Origin of the sequence: Alicyclobacillus sp. ALC3, from assembly GCF_028751195.1 — a bacterium.
Classification (GTDB): Bacteria; Bacillota; Bacilli; order Alicyclobacillales; family Alicyclobacillaceae; genus Alicyclobacillus_L.
The window spans coordinates 1,793,565-1,810,626 of sequence record NZ_CP066784.1; the positions used below are offsets into that span (position 1 = coordinate 1,793,565).

General features: G+C 57.8%; 19 protein-coding genes. 4 read left to right on the forward strand and 15 right to left on the reverse strand.

The window, feature by feature from the left end; all coding sequences use genetic code 11:
- Nucleotides 1-159 precede the first annotated feature (159 nt).
- Complete coding sequence (locus JC200_RS08445) at nt 160-735, forward strand: RsfA family transcriptional regulator (protein ID WP_274435822.1); 576 nt, start codon at nt 160-162, stop codon at nt 733-735.
- 11 nt (nt 736-746) lie between these two features.
- On the opposite strand, the gene JC200_RS08450 is transcribed toward JC200_RS08445, so the two are convergent.
- The 7 genes from JC200_RS08450 to JC200_RS08480 form a co-directional block, all read right to left on the reverse strand.
- Nucleotides 747-1,238, reverse strand: a complete 492-nt coding sequence (locus JC200_RS08450; RefSeq protein WP_274435823.1) for a DUF402 domain-containing protein — start codon at nt 1,236-1,238, stop codon at nt 747-749.
- Nucleotides 1,235-2,365 (reverse strand): sporulation integral membrane protein YtvI, encoded by a 1,131-nt coding sequence (ytvI, locus tag JC200_RS08455; protein ID WP_274435824.1) that lies wholly within the window; start codon nt 2,363-2,365, stop codon nt 1,235-1,237. Before ytvI ends, JC200_RS08450 begins: the two co-directional genes overlap by 4 nt.
- Nucleotides 2,366-2,413: 48 nt before the next feature.
- The gene (locus JC200_RS08460; protein ID WP_274435825.1) at nt 2,414-2,587 is read right to left on the reverse strand and encodes a hypothetical protein; all 174 of its coding nucleotides are present in this window, start codon (nt 2,585-2,587) and stop codon (nt 2,414-2,416) included.
- Between the two features lie 147 nt (nt 2,588-2,734).
- Nucleotides 2,735-3,157: an NAD-binding protein gene (locus JC200_RS08465; protein ID WP_274435826.1), complete on the reverse strand. Its 423-nt coding sequence runs from the start codon at nt 3,155-3,157 to the stop codon at nt 2,735-2,737.
- Between the two features lie 144 nt (nt 3,158-3,301).
- Complete coding sequence (locus tag JC200_RS08470; protein WP_274435827.1) at nt 3,302-4,045, reverse strand: FadR/GntR family transcriptional regulator; 744 nt, start codon at nt 4,043-4,045, stop codon at nt 3,302-3,304.
- Between the two features lie 60 nt (nt 4,046-4,105).
- A complete protein-coding gene (gene leuS / locus JC200_RS08475) occupies nt 4,106-6,541 on the reverse strand; it encodes a leucine--tRNA ligase (protein WP_274435828.1) in 2,436 nt (811 codons plus the stop codon).
- Nucleotides 6,542-7,901: 1,360 nt separating this feature from the next.
- Nucleotides 7,902-8,048 (reverse strand): hypothetical protein, encoded by a 147-nt coding sequence (locus JC200_RS08480; RefSeq protein ID WP_274435829.1) that lies wholly within the window; start codon nt 8,046-8,048, stop codon nt 7,902-7,904.
- A 464-nt stretch (nt 8,049-8,512) separates the two neighbouring features.
- Here JC200_RS08480 and JC200_RS08485 point away from each other — a divergent pair, with 464 nt between their 5' ends.
- Both JC200_RS08485 and JC200_RS08490 read left to right on the forward strand, forming a co-directional pair.
- Nucleotides 8,513-9,799: an MFS transporter gene (locus tag JC200_RS08485; RefSeq protein ID WP_274435830.1), complete on the forward strand. Its 1,287-nt coding sequence runs from the start codon at nt 8,513-8,515 to the stop codon at nt 9,797-9,799.
- Nucleotides 9,792-10,427, forward strand: coding sequence for an ArsR/SmtB family transcription factor (locus JC200_RS08490; RefSeq protein WP_274435831.1), 636 nt, complete (start codon nt 9,792-9,794; stop codon nt 10,425-10,427). Before JC200_RS08485 ends, JC200_RS08490 begins: the two co-directional genes overlap by 8 nt.
- Before the next feature lie 10 nt (nt 10,428-10,437).
- Here the strand turns inward: JC200_RS08490 and JC200_RS08495 are convergent, their stop codons facing one another.
- From JC200_RS08495 to JC200_RS08505, 3 genes are all read right to left on the reverse strand, one after another.
- Nucleotides 10,438-11,082, reverse strand: coding sequence for a Bax inhibitor-1/YccA family protein (locus JC200_RS08495; protein ID WP_274435832.1), 645 nt, complete (start codon nt 11,080-11,082; stop codon nt 10,438-10,440).
- Nucleotides 11,083-11,183: 101 nt separating this feature from the next.
- Nucleotides 11,184-12,527 carry an A/G-specific adenine glycosylase gene (gene mutY / locus JC200_RS08500; RefSeq protein ID WP_274435833.1) on the reverse strand — a complete coding sequence of 448 codons (1,344 nt, stop codon included), beginning with the start codon at nt 12,525-12,527 and terminating at the stop codon, nt 11,184-11,186.
- Entirely contained in the window at nt 12,520-13,431 is a 912-nt protein-coding gene (locus tag JC200_RS08505; RefSeq protein WP_274435834.1) for an MBL fold metallo-hydrolase, read from the reverse strand. Before JC200_RS08505 ends, mutY begins: the two co-directional genes overlap by 8 nt.
- A gap of 82 nt (nt 13,432-13,513) precedes the next feature.
- Here JC200_RS08505 and JC200_RS08510 point away from each other — a divergent pair, with 82 nt between their 5' ends.
- Nucleotides 13,514-13,729, forward strand: a complete 216-nt coding sequence (locus JC200_RS08510; RefSeq protein WP_274435835.1) for a hypothetical protein — start codon at nt 13,514-13,516, stop codon at nt 13,727-13,729.
- A gap of 97 nt (nt 13,730-13,826) precedes the next feature.
- On the opposite strand, the gene JC200_RS08515 is transcribed toward JC200_RS08510, so the two are convergent.
- The 5 genes from JC200_RS08515 to whiA all read right to left on the reverse strand — a co-directional run bounded on the left by JC200_RS08515 (nt 13,827) and on the right by whiA (nt 17,036).
- Complete coding sequence (locus tag JC200_RS08515; RefSeq protein WP_274435836.1) at nt 13,827-14,384, reverse strand: cysteine hydrolase family protein; 558 nt, start codon at nt 14,382-14,384, stop codon at nt 13,827-13,829.
- 30 nt (nt 14,385-14,414) lie between these two features.
- Nucleotides 14,415-14,930, reverse strand: a complete 516-nt coding sequence (locus JC200_RS08520) for a DUF402 domain-containing protein (RefSeq protein ID WP_274435837.1) — start codon at nt 14,928-14,930, stop codon at nt 14,415-14,417.
- A 79-nt stretch (nt 14,931-15,009) separates the two neighbouring features.
- Nucleotides 15,010-15,630 carry a hypothetical protein gene (locus JC200_RS08525; protein WP_274435838.1) on the reverse strand — a complete coding sequence of 207 codons (621 nt, stop codon included), beginning with the start codon at nt 15,628-15,630 and terminating at the stop codon, nt 15,010-15,012.
- A gap of 85 nt (nt 15,631-15,715) precedes the next feature.
- Complete coding sequence (locus tag JC200_RS08530; RefSeq protein WP_274435839.1) at nt 15,716-15,973, reverse strand: HPr family phosphocarrier protein; 258 nt, start codon at nt 15,971-15,973, stop codon at nt 15,716-15,718.
- A gap of 103 nt (nt 15,974-16,076) precedes the next feature.
- Nucleotides 16,077-17,036, reverse strand: a complete 960-nt coding sequence (gene whiA / locus JC200_RS08535) for a DNA-binding protein WhiA (protein ID WP_274435840.1) — start codon at nt 17,034-17,036, stop codon at nt 16,077-16,079.
- Between the last annotated feature and the right edge of the window lie 26 nt (nt 17,037-17,062).

The following is a 17,062-nucleotide window of genomic DNA, read 5'->3' on the forward strand; positions in this document are numbered from 1 at the left end:
CGCAAAAGCTGATCTTGCTATCTACGAAATTTCAACGATTCTGGTCACGTTCTCGCCCATGCAACATAGCATGGTATAGAGCCCCACAGCACGGGATTGTATGAATCTCGTACAGCTTGGAAATAAAGTATAGTACCGACACAGAGGAGGCGTCACGTCGTGCAAAGCGTAGAAAAATGGGCGACACGCTCCGACGCTTGGACTCCACAGGATGATGAACGACTGTCCGCGCTGGTGCTAGAACACATTCGCACTGGCAGCACACAGTTGCGCGCATTCGAAGAAGCCGCTGCTGAATTGGGAAGAACTGCAGCAGCCTGTGGATACCGTTGGAACGGTGTCGTGCGCAAGGACTACAAACAAGAGATCGAAGAGGCAAAGAGGGCTCGCAAAATGCAGCACAAAGCTCGTACCACAGTGAGCAGTCCGGCCATTACGGCTGAACCGGCCACAATGACTTCGTCCGACTCGATGCGGGAAGTTGTCACGTTTCTCCAGACTTACGACCAGCAGTATCAAAAACTGCGGTCGCAACTCGAAGCGCTCGAATCGGAGCGCCGCAGTCTGACAGAGCAAGTCCGCACCCTCGAGGCCAAGCTGACTCGCGCTCCCATCGTGGACGACGGGCCGCTGACCCCGGAACAGTTGGAGCAGGACTCAAAGGCACTGTTTGCCATCATGGAACGTGCACGTAAATTGCTCGAGGACGACGGCCGGACACACGCGAACGATTAAGCTCGCGCTCTCTATCGCGCCGCTGCCGCAGCAAAGCGCGCTGCCGCAGCGGCCGAAAACGGGCCCTGACGCGCATTTGCCAGGGTCACGAGTGTGTCCCTCGCGGCAAGCGCCGCTGCGACAAGCGAAGAGGGGTAGTTGACGCGCCGCTGTGCAAACTCATCCTCATCCACAACCCGTACGCCACCTACATCCACGCGAACATCTATATCGAGGTCGCAAAACTGAACGCTGTGAGTCAAACCGTCGTACTGCGGCGGTGTAATCACGTTACAGTAGTACTCTGCCCCACTGTCCTTTTGCAACAGGAAAACTTGGTAGAAAGCCTCTGGCCAGAACCAAGCTACTACGGGATAAGGGCTGGACCACACGCGACCGTCAGCTTCGAGCACGGAATCACCCGCTTCGATTAGAAAACTCCAGGCGTCCAGGTACGGCTCAGCTCGTTGCCAGACCCGGTGCGCCGTCCCGTTCCAGTGCGTGCTCACAAGCGACACGGTCATGTACGCTCACCCTCTGGCCGGACATTTTCTCCCGCTTCTGCTTCTTCAGGAAAGAACCCGCGGAAGATCCGTGCGCGCAGCAGGGATTTGAGACCGATCAAAATGATTGGACCAAGAAACAGACCGAAAATGCCGAGCGCCTTCAGGCCTACGTACAGAGCGAACAGCGTTGACAACGTGTCAAGTCCGACGTTCTGCGCTACAAGTCGCGGCTCAATAATCTGCCGGATGATGGAGATAACCAGTTGCAAGATGAGCACCCGCACCCCCATGCTCGTGTCTCCGAATGCAAACGCCCCAATCGCCCAGGGAACCGTCAGAATCGCAGACCCAAGAATCGGCACGAGTCCCGTTAAGCCAAACAACAGCCCAAGAATCACAGCATACGGAATATTTAATACCCACATACCGACAATCCCCAAGGCTGCAGACAAGGTCATGAGCAACACTTGCGCACGGATTGTGCCAATAAACGCGCGAATCATATCATGGAAGACGTCGTGAAGTTTCCCTGACCAACCCGGCGGCAGTGTGTGGAGAAAGCTGCGGTACATGCGCTCGCGGTTGAGAAGCATAAAGAAAGAAGCGACGAACGAGATCACGGCAATAAAAATCAGGTCTGGCAAGCGCGTAACTGAGTTCAGCAGGTGTACAGCCAAGTGCCGAAACGTCGTCTCCACGTTCACGGCTGCATTTAGCGCTGTACTCTCCACCCCCCGCGCGACGTTGGGTGGCAATGCGTGAAAGAAAGTCTGTCCGGCCACGATTTCTTTTTGGACGAATTTTTGCATGTTGGCCACGTAGTGTGGCGCCCGCAACAGCAAGTCGGTCGCTTCGCGCGACAGCGCGACAAACACAAAACCAGAGAGTGCAAGGAACAAAATCACAACGCCAACGAGAACGATCAGCACCGCAGCCATACGCGGTACCCGCAACCGTTCGAGTCCCGCGGCAAACGGCGTTAACAGAATGGCCAGGAGCCAGCCGATGACAAACGGGAATATGTACCTAAAAGTCAGTGAAAAGACAATCACGACAATGGTCAAAAAAACGACCAGCGCCGCGACCTCAATCAATTGCCACATATACTGACGGACACGACGCCGTTCTGTATTCGTTTGATTCAAAGACGGTCCACCCCCGCTCCGATTACCGGGATCGCGCGAGTTTCGCGCCTACAACAAGCGTCGGCGCATCGTAAACCCGCCCACTAAGCCGATGACGGCAACGATGAATGCCACTACTGAGGGAAAAATCATGTCCAACGCGGCAAGCATGCTCCCCACCCCCATGCTAGCGATGGTGCAAAGCGCGACTAAAAAGAAAGCAAATTTCGCTTTTCGACTCATCTCCGGCCATCCCTCCCGGGCCTGATCATACCACAACTTGGGCTGCTAACTGCAGCAGTAGCCGGCAAGCAAAGCAAAAGCGCGGAGTCCGGATTTCATCCGACATCCACGCTTCCCCGGAACAAAAGATGCCCATCAAACTCACGACTATGCAGTCTGCAGGCTTGGCAGAACGCGTAGAACCTGCGGCCACGCTTCTTCCGCAGACGCCGCTACAATCACGCGGTGGGCACCCAAGCGCCGATACAGTGCGGCTCGGGTTGAGTCTGAGGTGACCAGCACGATGCGGTAAACGCCAGCCTCCCGCAGCGACTGAGTAATCAACGCAGTGTGAACGTAGTCTGTGTCCTCGTGAACGACGGCGGCATCAAACCTGCCTGCTGCAACTGCCCGGCTAACAGCCTTGCGGCGACCTAGCGTCTGAAGCAAATTATCCCCGTACCACTGACTCAGCCTTTTATGGTATGTCTCGACACAATCAAGCGCCGTGATGGCCATGCCTGACTGTCTCGCTCGGCGATAATAAGTAGTTCCTTCCCGACTGAACGATACAAGCAACAAATTGAGCATGCCGTTCTGTCACTCCTTACGACTGAGATGACAGCGCTTACATTAATCATTATACACGTGCCCAAGCATTTTGGAAAGCTGTCCAAACGTCACGATTGCGCCCAATCTTCGGCAACGATTGTGTCTCGCGGTGACGCTTGGGCTTCAAGACAAACCGGGACTTTTCCGTTGCGTGTCCGCATCCGTGTGGGCCTGTGTTCCGGCACCACGCTCTTTGTCGAACTGGCGCAATAAATGCGTGCCGTAGGCGTACACAGCGTCTCGCGCTTCGGCCGGGTCGCCTGCTGCAACTGCGTCAAAGACCGCTCGAATTGTAGACAGTCCAGTGATGCGTCGCTCGCGCGCAAACCGAAGCGTGCTACGCATCGCCTCCTGCAGGACGCGCAATGTGTTTGTGAGCACCTGGTTGTTATAGGTCTCCGCGAGGCACAGAAAGAAGGCCACTTCCGCGGCGACTGAATCTTCGCCTGTCCGTCCCGCGCATTCGAGTTGAAACAGGGCATTGCGCACCGGTCCAAGGTCGAGATCCGAAGTATGCTCTGCCGCCAGACTGGCGGCACCCGCCAAGAGTGCTGTCATGAGCTCGAGCAACTGGCGAATCTGCCCATTGCCTAGGAGTACTGCAGCTTCAAGCGGCTCCATCCACACCTCGAGACTCGCTGTTCGAATGTACGTCCCGTCCCCGTGGCGGAACTCGACAAGTCCCTGTCCACGCAAGGCGCTGAGCGCTTCGCGCACAGTTGCTCGGCTGCATGAGAATGTAGCTGCCAACTCAGCGAGTGTTGGCAGCTTATCCCCAGGCGCGAAACTCCCCTCTTCTACCATGGCGCGAATCGCGTGTGCAATTTGCACGTACAGCTTGTCATGTGGCAAATCCGACAAGGCCATTGCCTTCACCTCATCCGCATGCCTGTCATTGCCGCCGCAGTGACTGCAGCGGCCGTGGAACTATTTCACCACCAGGTTGACCAACCGCCCTGGCACGTAGATCTCTTTGACGACCTGCTTGTCGGCCAGCCAACCTGCGATCTCGCTGTCTGCCTTGGCCGATGCGATTGCAGTGTCCGCTGCGGCGTCTGCCGCGACTGTGATGTGCGCGCGCACACGGCCATTGACCTGGACCGCGATGTCGACCTCGTCGTCCACCAGCCACTTCCCGTCGTACGTCGGCCAAGTCGCCGTGAACACGGACTCCGTGTACCCGAGCAGGGACCACAACTCCTCGCCAAGGTGAGGAGCAAACGGAGCAATTGTCACTGCCAAGGTTTCGATAGTCTCGCGGTCAATGCCTGCCTCCGACTCTGCGGAGAGCGCGTTGATGTACTCCATAAATGCGCTAACGGCAGTGTTCAGGCGGAAGCTCTCCATCCGCTCCGACAGCGTCGCAATAAACCGATGGCGCAACTTTTCAAGCGCTGGACGCGTCGGCGCAGGCTGGTCGATGTTCGCTGCCGCGGTTCGGTACAACCTGTGCAGGAAGCGGCTGACCCCTTCGAGCCCGTTCGTGTTCCACTCCGCGTCGTCTTCCGGTGGGCCGACGAACAACTCGTACATGCGCAGCGCGTCGACGCCGTGCAGTGTAGTCATGTCGTCCGGGTTCACAACGTTGCCCTTCGACTTGCTCATCTTCGCGCCGTTCAGTGTCACCATACCCTGGTTGAACAACTGTTTGAACGGTTCGACGAAGTCGATAAGGCCGATGTCGTAGATGACCTTGGTGAAGAAGCGCGCGTAGAGCAAGTGCAGCACCGCATGCTCGACGCCGCCAATGTACATGTCAACCGGCAGCCACTCGTTCGCCTTCTCGCGCGAGAACGGGGCTTCGTCGTTCTTCGGATCCGGATAACGCAAGAAGTACCAGCTCGACCCCGCCCACTGCGGCATCGTGTCCGTCTCACGGCGCGCCGGGCCGCCGCACTCCGGGCAGGTGGTGTGCACGAACGACTCGATCGCGGCGAGCGGCGACTCACCTGTGCCAGTCGGCTCGTAGCGCTCGACTTCCGGCAACAGCACCGGCAACTGGTCCTCCGGCACCGGCACCGCGCCGCAGGTCGGACAGTGGATAATCGGAATCGGCTCACCCCAGTAGCGCTGACGCGCGAACACCCAATCGCGCATGCGGTAGCTGACGGTCGCTTCGCCGCGGTCGAGTTTCTCGAGCTTCACCACGATGGCGCGTTTGCCGGCTTCCACGTCGAGGCCGTTCAGGTCTTCCGAGTTAATCAGCGTGCCAGGCCCAGTGTAGAGCGTCCGCTCGTGGTCCGGCGCTTGTCCATCCGGCGCAACCACCTGCACGATTGGCAGGTTGAAAGCCTCGGCGAACTCGAAGTCGCGCTCGTCGTGTGCGGGCACGGCCATGATAGCGCCTGTACCATAGTCCATCAGCACATAGTCCGCGATCCAAATCGGCATCTTCGCGCCAGTCAGCGGATGCACTGCGTATGCACCTGTAAACTCGCCGGTTTTCGTCTTGTCGACAATCTGCCTGGCGATCGCGGACTTCTTCAGCGCCTCGCTCACGTACAGGTCGACTGCCGCGCGCTTGTCAGCGGTCGTGATGGCCTCAACGAGCGGGTGCTCCGGCGCAAGCACCATGTAGGTCGCGCCGTACAGCGTGTCCGGCCGCGTCGAGAACACTTCAATCTGTGCATCCGGCTTCCCATCGATGTCAAAGACGATGCGGGCGCCTTCGCTACGGCCAATCCAGGCCGTCTGCATCCGCTTCACTTTGTCCGGCCAGTCGAGGTCCTTCAGGTCTTCGAGCAGGCGGTCGGCGTACGCCGTGATGCGGAGCATCCACTGGTCCATCTCACGCTTCGTCACTTCCGTACCGCAGCGGTCACACTTGCCGTCCACGACCTCTTCGTTGGCGAGGCCGGTTTTGCAGCTCGGGCACCAGTTAATCGGCATCTTCTTGCGGTACGCAAGGCCGCGCTTGAACATCTGCACAAAGAAGTACTGCGTCCACTTGTAGTAGGATGGGTCACTCGTGTTAATTTCGCGGTCCCAGTCGTACATCGCGCCGATGTCGGCGAGCTGACGCTTGAAGTTGGCGACATTCTGCGCAGTCGAAATGGCCGGGTGGATCCCGGTCTGGATGGCGTAGTTTTCCGCCGGCAAGCCGAACGCGTCCCAGCCCATCGGGTGTAGGACTTCGTAGCCCTGCAGCGTTTTGTAGCGACTCCACACATCGGAGATGGTGTACCCCCGCCAGTGACCGACGTGCAACCCGGCACCGGATGGATAGGGGAACATGTCGAGGCAGTAGTACTTCGTGCGCGTGCTGTCCTCGCGCACCTTATCCCCGCCGTGCTCCTGCCACCTGGCTTTCCACTTCTTCTCGACCTCAGTCGGCTGGTAGTCTCGTTCACTCTGCGATGTCATCTGCACATTCCACTCCCTGGGTAAATTCCTGCATCAATGCCGGGTTCGCCCCATGCCGCTTGGCAATGTCAGCGATGTGAGGCTGGCTGGCCCGGCCCCTGACTGGCGGCGCCCTGGCCGCCTGGCGCGACCCTGGCCGGCTGGCGCGACCCTGGCCGGCTGGCGCGACCCCGGGCTGAAAATAGAAAACTCCCGTCCCCCATAGGACGGAAGTCTGCTTCCGCGGTACCACCTACGTTGACTGTACGCCCTCGGCTTCTTCTGGAGACTCCCGCGATTCGAGAGTCCACCTGATGCGTCGGGTTCAGCCCACTTTACGCCAGTAACGCTGACCGCGTCCGGGTCTACTAAGTTAGCAGCGTTCACACTTCTCGACATACAGTGACGTCGGTCCGAACCCTGCTGCTGTTCCTCCGGATCCATTCGGGGCGAGTTCGCAGGCGCCGTTTCACCGACCTTCCAGGCAAGGGTCGGCTCCCTGTGGAAACGCGTGATCTGCTACTGCTCCCCATCATTGGTTTCTGATTCTTCAATTGGTGACATTATACGCGAGGCGAGCTAAGGGTAGCAAGTTAGGTGCATCGGGGTTAGGTGAAGCTGCGTTCCGCGGCTACCTTCGGCGGCTCCGCCAGTTTGGCGACCCACCTCATTTAACTCTGTTAGTGGGAAAATAGCCGGCCGCGGCTATTTTCATCCTAATTTGTGTCTCGCATTTTGTACCCCGGATTTTGTACCGCGCTGGCGCACGAGAGATTTTGGAGCAAACTGCGGCGGCGGTGCGTTGTAGCGGCCAAAATGGCGCTCTCTCCCGAATTAAGTGATATCTCACGCATGCTCACTCAGTCGCAGGTAAGTGTCAATTTGACACCTAGAGCGCGGCGTCCTCACAGGTAAGTGTCAAATTGACACCTAGAGCGCGGCGTCCTCACGGGTAAGTGTCAATTTGACACCTAGAGCGCGGCGTCCTCACGGGTAAGTGTCAATTTGACACCTAGAGCGCGGCGTCCTCACAGGTAAGTGTCAAATTGACACCTAGAGCGCGGCGTCCTCACGGGTAAGTGTCAAATTGACACCTAGAGCGCGGTGTCCTCGCAGGTAAGTGTCAATTTGACACCTAGAGCGCGGCGGCCTCACAGGTAAGTGTCAATTTGACACCTAGAGCGCGGCGGCCTCACAGGTAAGTGTCAAATTGACACCTAGAGCGCGGCGGCCTCACAGGTAAGTGTCAATTTGACACCTAGAGCGCGGCGGCCTCACGGGTAAGTGTCAAATTGACACCTAGAGCGCGGCGTCCTCACGGGTAAGTGTCAAATTGACACCTAGAGCGCGGTGTCCCCACAGGTAAGTGTCAAAATGACACCTAGAGCGCGGCGTCCTCACGGGTAAGTGTCAAATTGACACCTATCGACCCGGTTTGGCGGTCATTAGCGACATTTTCGACACTCAGCGCGACCTGGTGCGCTTGAATTTGGTCGATTAGCGACGCCTGCGTCGCTAACCTTTTCATCTTTCGCCCTCGCCGACGCCGCGACAACGGTAAATATGTCGGTGATTAGCGCCATTTTGGCTTGATAGATGGGGCCTGGCGGGACGCATAACATAACGCCATTATGGCGCTATGGAAGCGTGATCAGACGCAGATAACGCCATTATGGCGCAATACGCTGGGGTCACCCGACTCATAACGCCAAATTGGCGTTAACTAGGGGATCCCGTCGAGATAGCGCCATTGATTGTAAGGCAGGGTCCGACGCTGCACCCAAGTTACATGGCGAGCGGGCCTTGGAGCCACCGGCTGACTCCACAGCACCTTGTGACGCAATCGGCAGACTTCACGACACACTGGTACGCAATCAGCCGACTTCACGACGCTCCTCGGCCAACTCCAAACTTGCCCCTTGAACCTCTTTGGCACTTTCGTTAAACTAAATTTTAACAACAAATAAAAGTTTACCGACAGGATGATGGCAAGTGGAATTCTGGTTACGAAACCCCGCCTTCGTTCGGCTGTGGGCAGCGCAGTTCGTCTCGGAACTCGGGGATGGCATGCTGCAAATGGTGCTGGTTGTCACAGTAGCACTAGACACGCACAGCGGCTTCGCGATTGGACTCATGATTTTCACCATGCTCCTGCCACGCGCGTTGGTCCGTCCGTTTGCGGGACCGTTGGCAGATAAGTGGCCGAAGGGCTGGCTCATGGTGTCTGCAGACATGTTCAGACTTCTCGTCGTCCTTGGCATGCTCCCGTTCCGGCACCACGTGACCGTCCTCCTCGCGATGGTCGCGGTGCACGAGGTCGGCAGTGCATTCTTCCTGCCAGCAAGGTCCGCTGCTGTCCCGCTCGTCGCAGGAGAGGAACACGTTGGGCGAGCCATCGGGATCTCGCAGAGCACATCGTCCGCAATGAGCATTGCGGGACCTGCCCTCGCTGGCGCACTGCTCGCGATTGGCCATCCCAGTGCGGTCTTTTTAGCGGACGCAGCGTCGTTTCTCTTGTCCGCCGGCTTCATCTCGAGCCTCCCGGCTTTGATGCGGCGCAGAGCAGGTACTCGTTCCACCAGGTCTCCCGGTGCCTATCTGACGTCACTCCGAGAAGGCTGGTCCGTCTCCCGCCGCACTCCCACGCTGCGTTTTCTGATTCTCTCGCTTGGACTGGTGAGCGTCACAATCGGTATGGTCAACACGGATTCCAATGCCCTGCTGCTCAACTCCTTCCACGTTCCAGTCGTACAGTTCGGGTTGCTGGACTCCGTGGCCGGCGTTGGGGCGATACTCGGTGCCATCGCCATGACGACGCTAATCACCCGCGCACGCCCGGCAACGCTGCTGGTCACCGCGCTTGTAGCAACTGGCGCTGTCATCGTGTGTGCACCTATTGTCAATGTGTTGCGCACACCCTTTGGCCTCCTTCCCGTGTACGCATGGATGGCGATGTTCGGTGCACTGGGTACAGCAGCATCCATTCCCGTCGGGACTCTGCTCATGCAGCAGACCAGCCAAGACATCCGGGGGCGTGTAAGTTCCATCCTGCAGTCTTTTGCCGATGGTGGTAACCTGATAGGGATCCTGGCCGGCGGCGCCATCACGGGTTTGACCAGTGCGCTGATTGCCTGTGTCATTGCCGGTGTACTCACCTTGATGATCACGATTGTGATGCCATTTCTAGCCGGATTTAAGGGTCTGTTCAACACCCCAAATGCGGCCCTTGCGGGATTGCAATCGGACGCTACAGAAAGTGGAGGCGACATTGTTGGCTGAACTCGGTAAAATCTCTGACCTGGAACTGATGAAGCTCCTGCTGGACCCAAAGCGCAGTCAGATTCTCGAATATGCAGCTGGACAAGCTCTGACGGTGGCAGAACTGGCGGAACGAATCGGCGAGAAGCCTTCGCGGCTGTACTACCACGTGCACAAGCTTGAGGAAGCAGGCTTGTTGGAGGTGGTTGAGACTCGGCAGATTGGTAACCTGGTCGAGCGCTTTTACCAGTCCAAGGGGCACAACATGTGGCTGACCCCTGACCTCGACATGCTCAACAAGAATGCAGCGTGGTTCCTGCAACGCGTTCAAACCATCTGGAACCCGGGACTCGGCATGCTTTCCCGTAAACTCGCTGGCGAGTCCACCCATGTGAAGCTCTCCATGTCACTGGAACAGCAAACCGTTGAAGAGTGGCGGAGGCAGTGGCAAGCCCTTGACGCTTCCTTTCCTGCATCAGACCAGCAGCAGACGCACACCCACACCGCCGCGAGCGAGACCGACAGCCAAGCGCAACAAGAAACCGCCGTCAACGACGGCGGCCAAAAGCGAACCTTTGCATTTGTGGTGATGAGTTATGAAATCGACGAAGCGCGGGCACTCGGTCTCTTCCCAGATGACGACGAATAGTCGCGATGCCCTACCTGCGCGACGTGTTGATGCCGAACAGCTGTAGGATGAACAGGAACAGGTTGACGATGTCGAGGTACAGCGACAGCACCATCCACGGCACCATCTGTTCGCTGACACCATAGTGCACCATGCGGTTGACGTCGAACAGGATGTAGCCGATAAAAATCGCGATGCCGAGCCACGTGTAGACGAGCGCCGCTGTCGTGCCAAAGTTGATAAACAGCGATGCCAGCCCCATCAACACCAGCGCGACTAGCCCGATGAACAGGAATCCACGCAGAAACGTAAAGTCGAACGACGAACGCGAGGCGACAAGCGCAGCGACCAGGAACGATGCTCCCGTGATGGCGGCGGCTTCAAGCACCAGCGTCGCGCCGATGGCCGATGCGTATGCAGCGATGGTCGGGTACAACCCCATCCCGAGCACGAATGTGAACACCAGCACAAACGGCATCCCAATTCCTTTGGAACGACGAACGAACATCGCGACGAACAGCATCGCAATGTCGAGGAACCACAGCATGTGCAGCCACAGTGGCGGCACAAACTGACCAACACCAAGTCCGATAACGGAAGCGAGCAAGCTCAGGAACAGACCAAAGAAAACACGGCTCATGAGATGGCTTCTGGAAACAGCGTATGCCCCCTGCATCTCGGCTCCACCCTTTCGTAGTGCATGGATTTAACAGTTCAGACATGTCCAGTTCGCTACCTAAAGGATATGTCCGGTGATTCCATTTTACCACACTTGACTCATCCGTCCTGAAAACCGGCTGAGAGTTCAGTTACAAGCTTGTCGTAAACCCGCGGCCAGGCGTAACTCGACAGGTCGCCCAGCGCAACCCACCGCGCGTTTGACGCAACTGTTCCGGCTAAAGCCTCCACCGACCAGTCGCCAACCGGGCGATAGACTTCGACTTCCCATTCGAGATGAGTGAAAACGTGGCTTGCCACTGCCACCTTTGCAAACGACGCGACACCGGGCACTTCATCGACCGCTTGAACCCCTTCTATCAGTGTCGCCAACTTTCCGGAGAGCAGACGCTCGCGCCAAACAGCTTCCGGACTGGCCCAACTACCGCTGCCCGCACTAGCGTTGCCCCAACTGGCGCCACCCGAGCTAACGTTCCCTAAGCCAGCATTGTCCAAACCAGCGCTGTTCGAGCCAGTGTTGCTTTCTGCCACCGCTGCAGGCCACAGCTCCTCAGCGCCGTTGTCTGCAAGGCCGGCGGCGGCATCAGAGCGACTCGCGCCTGCCGTTCGCGCGGTTGCTGCACCGACGACATCCGCTTCTACGGCTGGCAGCTGCCACATCGAGCCAAGCAGCCCTTTCGCAGGTCGCTGCTCGATGCAGACCAAATCGCCGCGCTGCAGCCACAGGGCGTACACCTTGACCCGCCTGCGCTCACGCTTGGCCGGACGTACAGGCAGTTCGTGCGCGACTCCTTCCCGGTGGCCAAGGCAATCTGCTTGCAGCGGACAGTGTCCGCACTTTGGCGATCGCGGGACGCACACGGTAGCGCCAAGTTCCATCAGGGCTTGCGTCAAGACCGCCGGCGGCGTGGACTCGAGCCACAACCGGACTTCATCCGCAATCGTGCGCTTGACGGCGGGCCGGTCAATCGAGTCTCGAATCAACAGGTACCTTGTCATCACGCGCAGGACGTTGCCGTCGACCGCCGGAACAGGCCGGTCAAACGCGATGCTTTGAACAGCTCCGCAGGTGTACGGACCGACGCCTGGGAGTTGCGAAAAGGCAGCGGGATCATCCGGAACGATGCCAGCATATTCTGCCGCCACCACTTTCGCCGCGCGGTGCAAGTTCTTGACGCGGGAATAGTAGCCAAGCCCCTGCCAGTGCTTCAAAACATCGTCTTCACTCGCTGCCGCCAGGTCCAGCAGCGTGGGGAAGGACTCCAGAAATGCGTGGTAGTACGGGATCACGGTCTCCACGCGTGTCTGCTGCAGCATTGTTTCAGACAGCCAGATTTTGTATGGGTCACGCGTGTCGCGCCAGGGCAGTCGCCGGTGATTGGCTTCATACCACGAACAAAGGCGATTCGCGGCGGTTTCGGTCGACGTGATCCGATCAATCACTGCACAACTCCTCCTCTGCTGGCACGAACCACATTCGGCCTGCGCGGACCACAGGCAGGACGCGGCCTGCTTCGACAGCTGCCGTGAGATAAGCCGCAACAGGTGTGCGCAGCAACACATACGCGCCAGGATTGGCGGGATTCAGTCCAAACTTGCTACAGACTTCAGCTACCACGTCCTCCAACGTCGCTTCGCTCTGCACCCGCTCGATGACGACCCCGTACGCCTCCTCGTGGCGCTGGCACAATGCGCTAATGTGCGGCGATGGGTTGGCGACAGGCGCACCATGTCCGGGGACATACGACGACGCTGCAATTCCCGCCACCGCGCGGGCGCTGGCCAAAATCTGTGGGTAGTTCACCATGTATGGCACGCCGTGCTTGTCCACAACGTCGGCGTCAAAATAGGCGTCCGCCGCGAACAGTACGCCATCCGCGAGGACTCCGCACTGATTGGAAGAGTGTCCTGGCAAAGAAACGGTCTGAAACACCCGCCCGCCAATGACGAGTTCCACCCCAGGGGCGAACTCCGTGTCGACCGGAGTCGGCGGTGCTTGGAGGAATTTGTTCAACAGTTGTGGCAGTGGCTGCGCGCCCTGCCACAAATACTCTGGCTCAAACCGCGGCTGGCGCATGACTGCAGCTTCGCCGACAGGCGCAAACACAGGCAATCGGGCCTGCTTCAACAACTGGGCGTTGCCGCCAAAGTGGTCCGCATGGGCGTGCGTGTTGACAATCGCCACGAGCGGCAACCCCATATCGGCCGCTGCGCGCTGGAGTTGTTTCGCGGCTTGTTTGTCGATCCCGGTATCAACCGCGACGAACCCCTCGTCGCAGCGCACCAACCCCATATTGACTGCTCCGTGCAGGACCGTGACGTCCTGCGTCAATCGAACGATTTCCATGAATTCGAACCTGCCTTTCCATGTCGCGGCATGCGTGAGATCCCGTTACGCTGGACAGACTATTTGCCGGGAGGTGCTGGCCATGTGGGAAATGATGAACGGGATGGCGGATGGAGTTCGGGGTCGCTTCATGCCGCGCCGCAATCGCGGCGTGGGAACGATGACAGCCATGTTGATCGGCGCTAGTGTGGGTATCGCCGCATGGGAAGCCTGGCGGCGAACCCAACCGATGTCTCACGTCGGGGACAGTACCGCCTCTAGGATGGCCCAAGACGTCATCGATCAGTTGCAGGACTAACGAACTGCCCTGTTGTGCCCGAAAGGTTACAGCTGTGCTCCCAGCCCACTCAAAGCCGCTGCGGCAATTGTCGCAGCGGCGCGTGGGCTTGCGTCCATTAAACGACTTCAGCACCGAACACAGACGGAAAGTGCTGCAAACTGTCCGAGTGACCAACTGGGTTGAACGACGCCACCCCGTCTTTGTGCACGACAATCCTGAGGTCTGGCCACTTTGCGGTCTTGAAATCGTACAAGGCGCTCACGGTATAGCGGACACAGATATCCGTACAGACGCCGATGACGTGAAGTTCCGTAACCTTATGGTGCTCAATCATCTTGAGCAGATCGGTATCGTATGCCGCGTTATAGTGCTTTTTTGCCAGATACACGTAGTGTGACTCAGAACCAGAGAGCTCACTTTGCAACTCATCAATCAGGTCTGCCCCAGGCGTTCCAATCATGTTATGAGGCGGAAACAGGCCCGAAGCAATCTCGTAGTCATCGGCATCATGCGCGTCCCTTGCGTCTATGATCAAGTCACCGGCAGTGACAAACGCCTGCACCAGCGACCGACAATACGGAATGATGTTCGTCCCCGCGGCGCCACAAGTAAGCGCACCGTCGAGGTAGACAAAGTCTTTCGACAAATCTACCAAAAGCAATGCCCTAGCCACGTTTCGCACCTCTCTTTTGCTTGTCCGGTTCTACAAATTCCGGCGATGCCGTCCGTATTTTTGTTTCCAAACAGCATACGACAGCCGGCTGCGTTTCATCGAGTCGACGAATTTTTGCGTGTTCTCGAGAACGCGCCTGGCCTCTCCCGGGCTAACCTTCCGGGTAAACATGGCCTCCCCAAACTCCTCCAAATCAATGACGTGGTAGTACGAACGTTCGTACAAGAGCACGTCAACGTACATGTCTTCTACATATATGTACTCCTGGTCTTCCCACACCTTAACCATGTCGACGTAGTGGTCGAACCGCAGGCGCGGGTGTTTGACAGGCGTCCCCTCATTTACGCAAGTACTGACGCCAATGCCCCACTGCGGATAAATTTCGCGCATGTGATGTGTATATCCTGCTTCGAAAGCGGGACGCACAAGCATAATCAACCCCGGACGGCGCACGAGCTTATCGATGTGGAACAACTCGTTGCTTCGGTCAATGCCGTGGTCTTCTCGTTTGTGGATCTGCTGAACTCGCCCTTCCCGGAGCGCCATGAGGACGCAGGTCCCTCCTTTCGAACAAATCGCTTCTTCTCAGCGTACCGCTTCGAAGGAGCGAGTTCAAGCAGAGGCTCTAATGCGGGCGAGTCCAACGTGACCGAGTCGTGGGGCGAAACCCTCGCGAACTGCGCGTCGGTGGACGTGACCGCGGCGTCTGGCGAGACGATGTGGTCGTGAACCGGAACCCCTGCCTGCCGCTTGAGCGAAATGCTCTTCCCGGCAACTGGGGTCCGAAGTTCCGTCGCGATCGAAACGGGCTACGTGGTCGCCGCAGCTTTCTACCACGGCGCACCACGACGTAACCTCCAACCACCAAGACAACAGCTGCCCCTGCCAACCAAGTGGTAGGAATAGCGTCCCACGGCTCTGCGAAGGTCAATGTCGACGGCGAGAAATGCTCTAATACGACGAAAGTGCCATCCGCCGAAAACAAATGAGAGGACGGAGGAAGGACTATGCTCTCACCGCCGGAGCTGTAAAAGCGCAAATACCCTTCCTCGTCCTCGCCGCCGTACATCCAGCCATTGATGACGGATTGGCCAATCGTCACTTGTTGCCATAGTGGGTTTAACGATTGAAACGGGATAATGACACGAATCAGTTCGAAGATGCCAACAAGTGCGGCAAACAGCGCCAACACCACGAACCAGCCTGGCAAGCGCCTCTGTGCACGCGTGCGAAACCCGGCTCTCACAGGCGTCCCTCCATCCCGGTTGTGCTTCTCCAAGTCTATGACTGACTTGGACGAGGCAGAACACCCGGATGGTCAGGTTGCTCGGTCAGCTCTCCGCCGTCACCATTTCAGACAGGCGTGCGACGGCCTGCTCTGCATCCGTGCCTTCCGCGCGGATTGTGATTTCTTGTCCGTGCGCGATTGCAAGTGACATGATGCCCATGATGCTCTTGGCGTTCACAGACTTGCCGTCCTTCTCAACAAATGTATCTGCAGCAAACCGATTTGCTTCCTGAACAAACAGAGCCGCCGGCCGAGCCAACAGTCCCGATCGTAAACGCACAGTCACGCGTTGTTCCACCATGAGAGTCCCCTCTTTGCGAATTCATATATTGTGAAAAGTATATCATGCTTATGCAGCACTACCAACGGTTCTGCACGCAGATCTGTGGACGAACTGGAAAACTCTATGCGCGTGAACTTAGTTTGCCTCCGTCGCTCCCACGCAGACCATCCGCGATTTCTTCCAGTTTGCGAAAGCGGTGGTTCAGTCCCGACTTGCTCACCCGGTTTCCGCTTTGTAGGCTGAGTTCCTGCAAATTCACTTCAGGGTACCGCATTCTCAGTTCTGCCGCCTCGCGCAGGTGAGCCGGCAAAGTGCTCAGTCCGATGCGTTCATCGATCAACTGAATCACTTCCAGCTGGCGCACAGCAGCCGCAATCGTCTTGTTCATGTTGGCCGTTTCACAGTTGACAAGGCGGTTGACTTGGTTGCGCATGCCTTTCAAAATTCGCACGTCCTCGAACTTCAACAGCGCTTGATGAGCGCCGATGATGCTGAGAAACTCGACAATCTTTTCGCCTTCTTTGAGATAGACCACAAACCCGTTTTTGCGACGAATCTGCTTCGCGTGCAGGCCAAATTGGTTCATGAGAGATAACACACTGTCTGCCTGTTCGCGAGCGTTACAGCTGATCTCCAAGTGGTAGGACGCCCCGCCGGGGTCGTTAACCGATCCGCCAGCGAGAAACGCGCCACGCAGGTACGCGCGGCGGCAACAGCTTTTCAACCTTTGTGCTGGTGGCGACCCCACCTGACCCGCGGTCGGAATAGACGTCCAACCGAGCGACCGTAACGTGTGCTCGGCATGAATTGCCGGTACGCGGATTGCATAGACGTTGTTTTTCTTTAAACGCATCTTCTTGCGCACGACCACTTCGGGATGTACGTCGAAGCCACCTTTTAGCAATGTGTAGATTCGCCTTGCCGTAGCCACGTTCTCCGTTTCCACATCGAGTACGCGCCGGCTCTCGGCAACGTGAAAGACTCCGTTCCAGGCGATGATCGCCCGAACCTCCGTCTGCTGACAGCACGGCGCGTCTTCGACCAGGGTCAATTCTTTTTTTGTCTGACCAGCAAAAGACACCTGAGTCCCTCCTCACCGCGCCGCCG

What these genes read in the sequence shown, in the direction of transcription:
- JC200_RS08480 (WP_274435829.1), bottom strand. Translation starts at nt 8,048, where the DNA reads ATGAAAAGGTTAGCGACGCAGGCGTCGCTAATCGACCAAATTCAAGCG.
- leuS (WP_274435828.1), bottom strand. Translation starts at nt 6,541, where the DNA reads ATGACATCGCAGAGTGAACGAGACTACCAGCCGACTGAGGTCGAGAAG.
- JC200_RS08520 (WP_274435837.1), bottom strand. Translation starts at nt 14,930, where the DNA reads ATGGCGCTCCGGGAAGGGCGAGTTCAGCAGATCCACAAACGAGAAGAC.
- JC200_RS08505 (WP_274435834.1), bottom strand. Translation starts at nt 13,431, where the DNA reads ATGGAAATCGTTCGATTGACGCAGGACGTCACGGTCCTGCACGGAGCA.
- JC200_RS08510 (WP_274435835.1), top strand. Translation starts at nt 13,514, where the DNA reads ATGTGGGAAATGATGAACGGGATGGCGGATGGAGTTCGGGGTCGCTTC.
- JC200_RS08495 (WP_274435832.1), bottom strand. Translation starts at nt 11,082, where the DNA reads ATGCAGGGGGCATACGCTGTTTCCAGAAGCCATCTCATGAGCCGTGTT.
- JC200_RS08460 (WP_274435825.1), bottom strand. Translation starts at nt 2,587, where the DNA reads ATGAGTCGAAAAGCGAAATTTGCTTTCTTTTTAGTCGCGCTTTGCACC.
- JC200_RS08465 (WP_274435826.1), bottom strand. Translation starts at nt 3,157, where the DNA reads ATGCTCAATTTGTTGCTTGTATCGTTCAGTCGGGAAGGAACTACTTAT.
- JC200_RS08450 (WP_274435823.1), bottom strand. Translation starts at nt 1,238, where the DNA reads ATGACCGTGTCGCTTGTGAGCACGCACTGGAACGGGACGGCGCACCGG.
- JC200_RS08530 (WP_274435839.1), bottom strand. Translation starts at nt 15,973, where the DNA reads ATGGTGGAACAACGCGTGACTGTGCGTTTACGATCGGGACTGTTGGCT.
- JC200_RS08470 (WP_274435827.1), bottom strand. Translation starts at nt 4,045, where the DNA reads ATGGCCTTGTCGGATTTGCCACATGACAAGCTGTACGTGCAAATTGCA.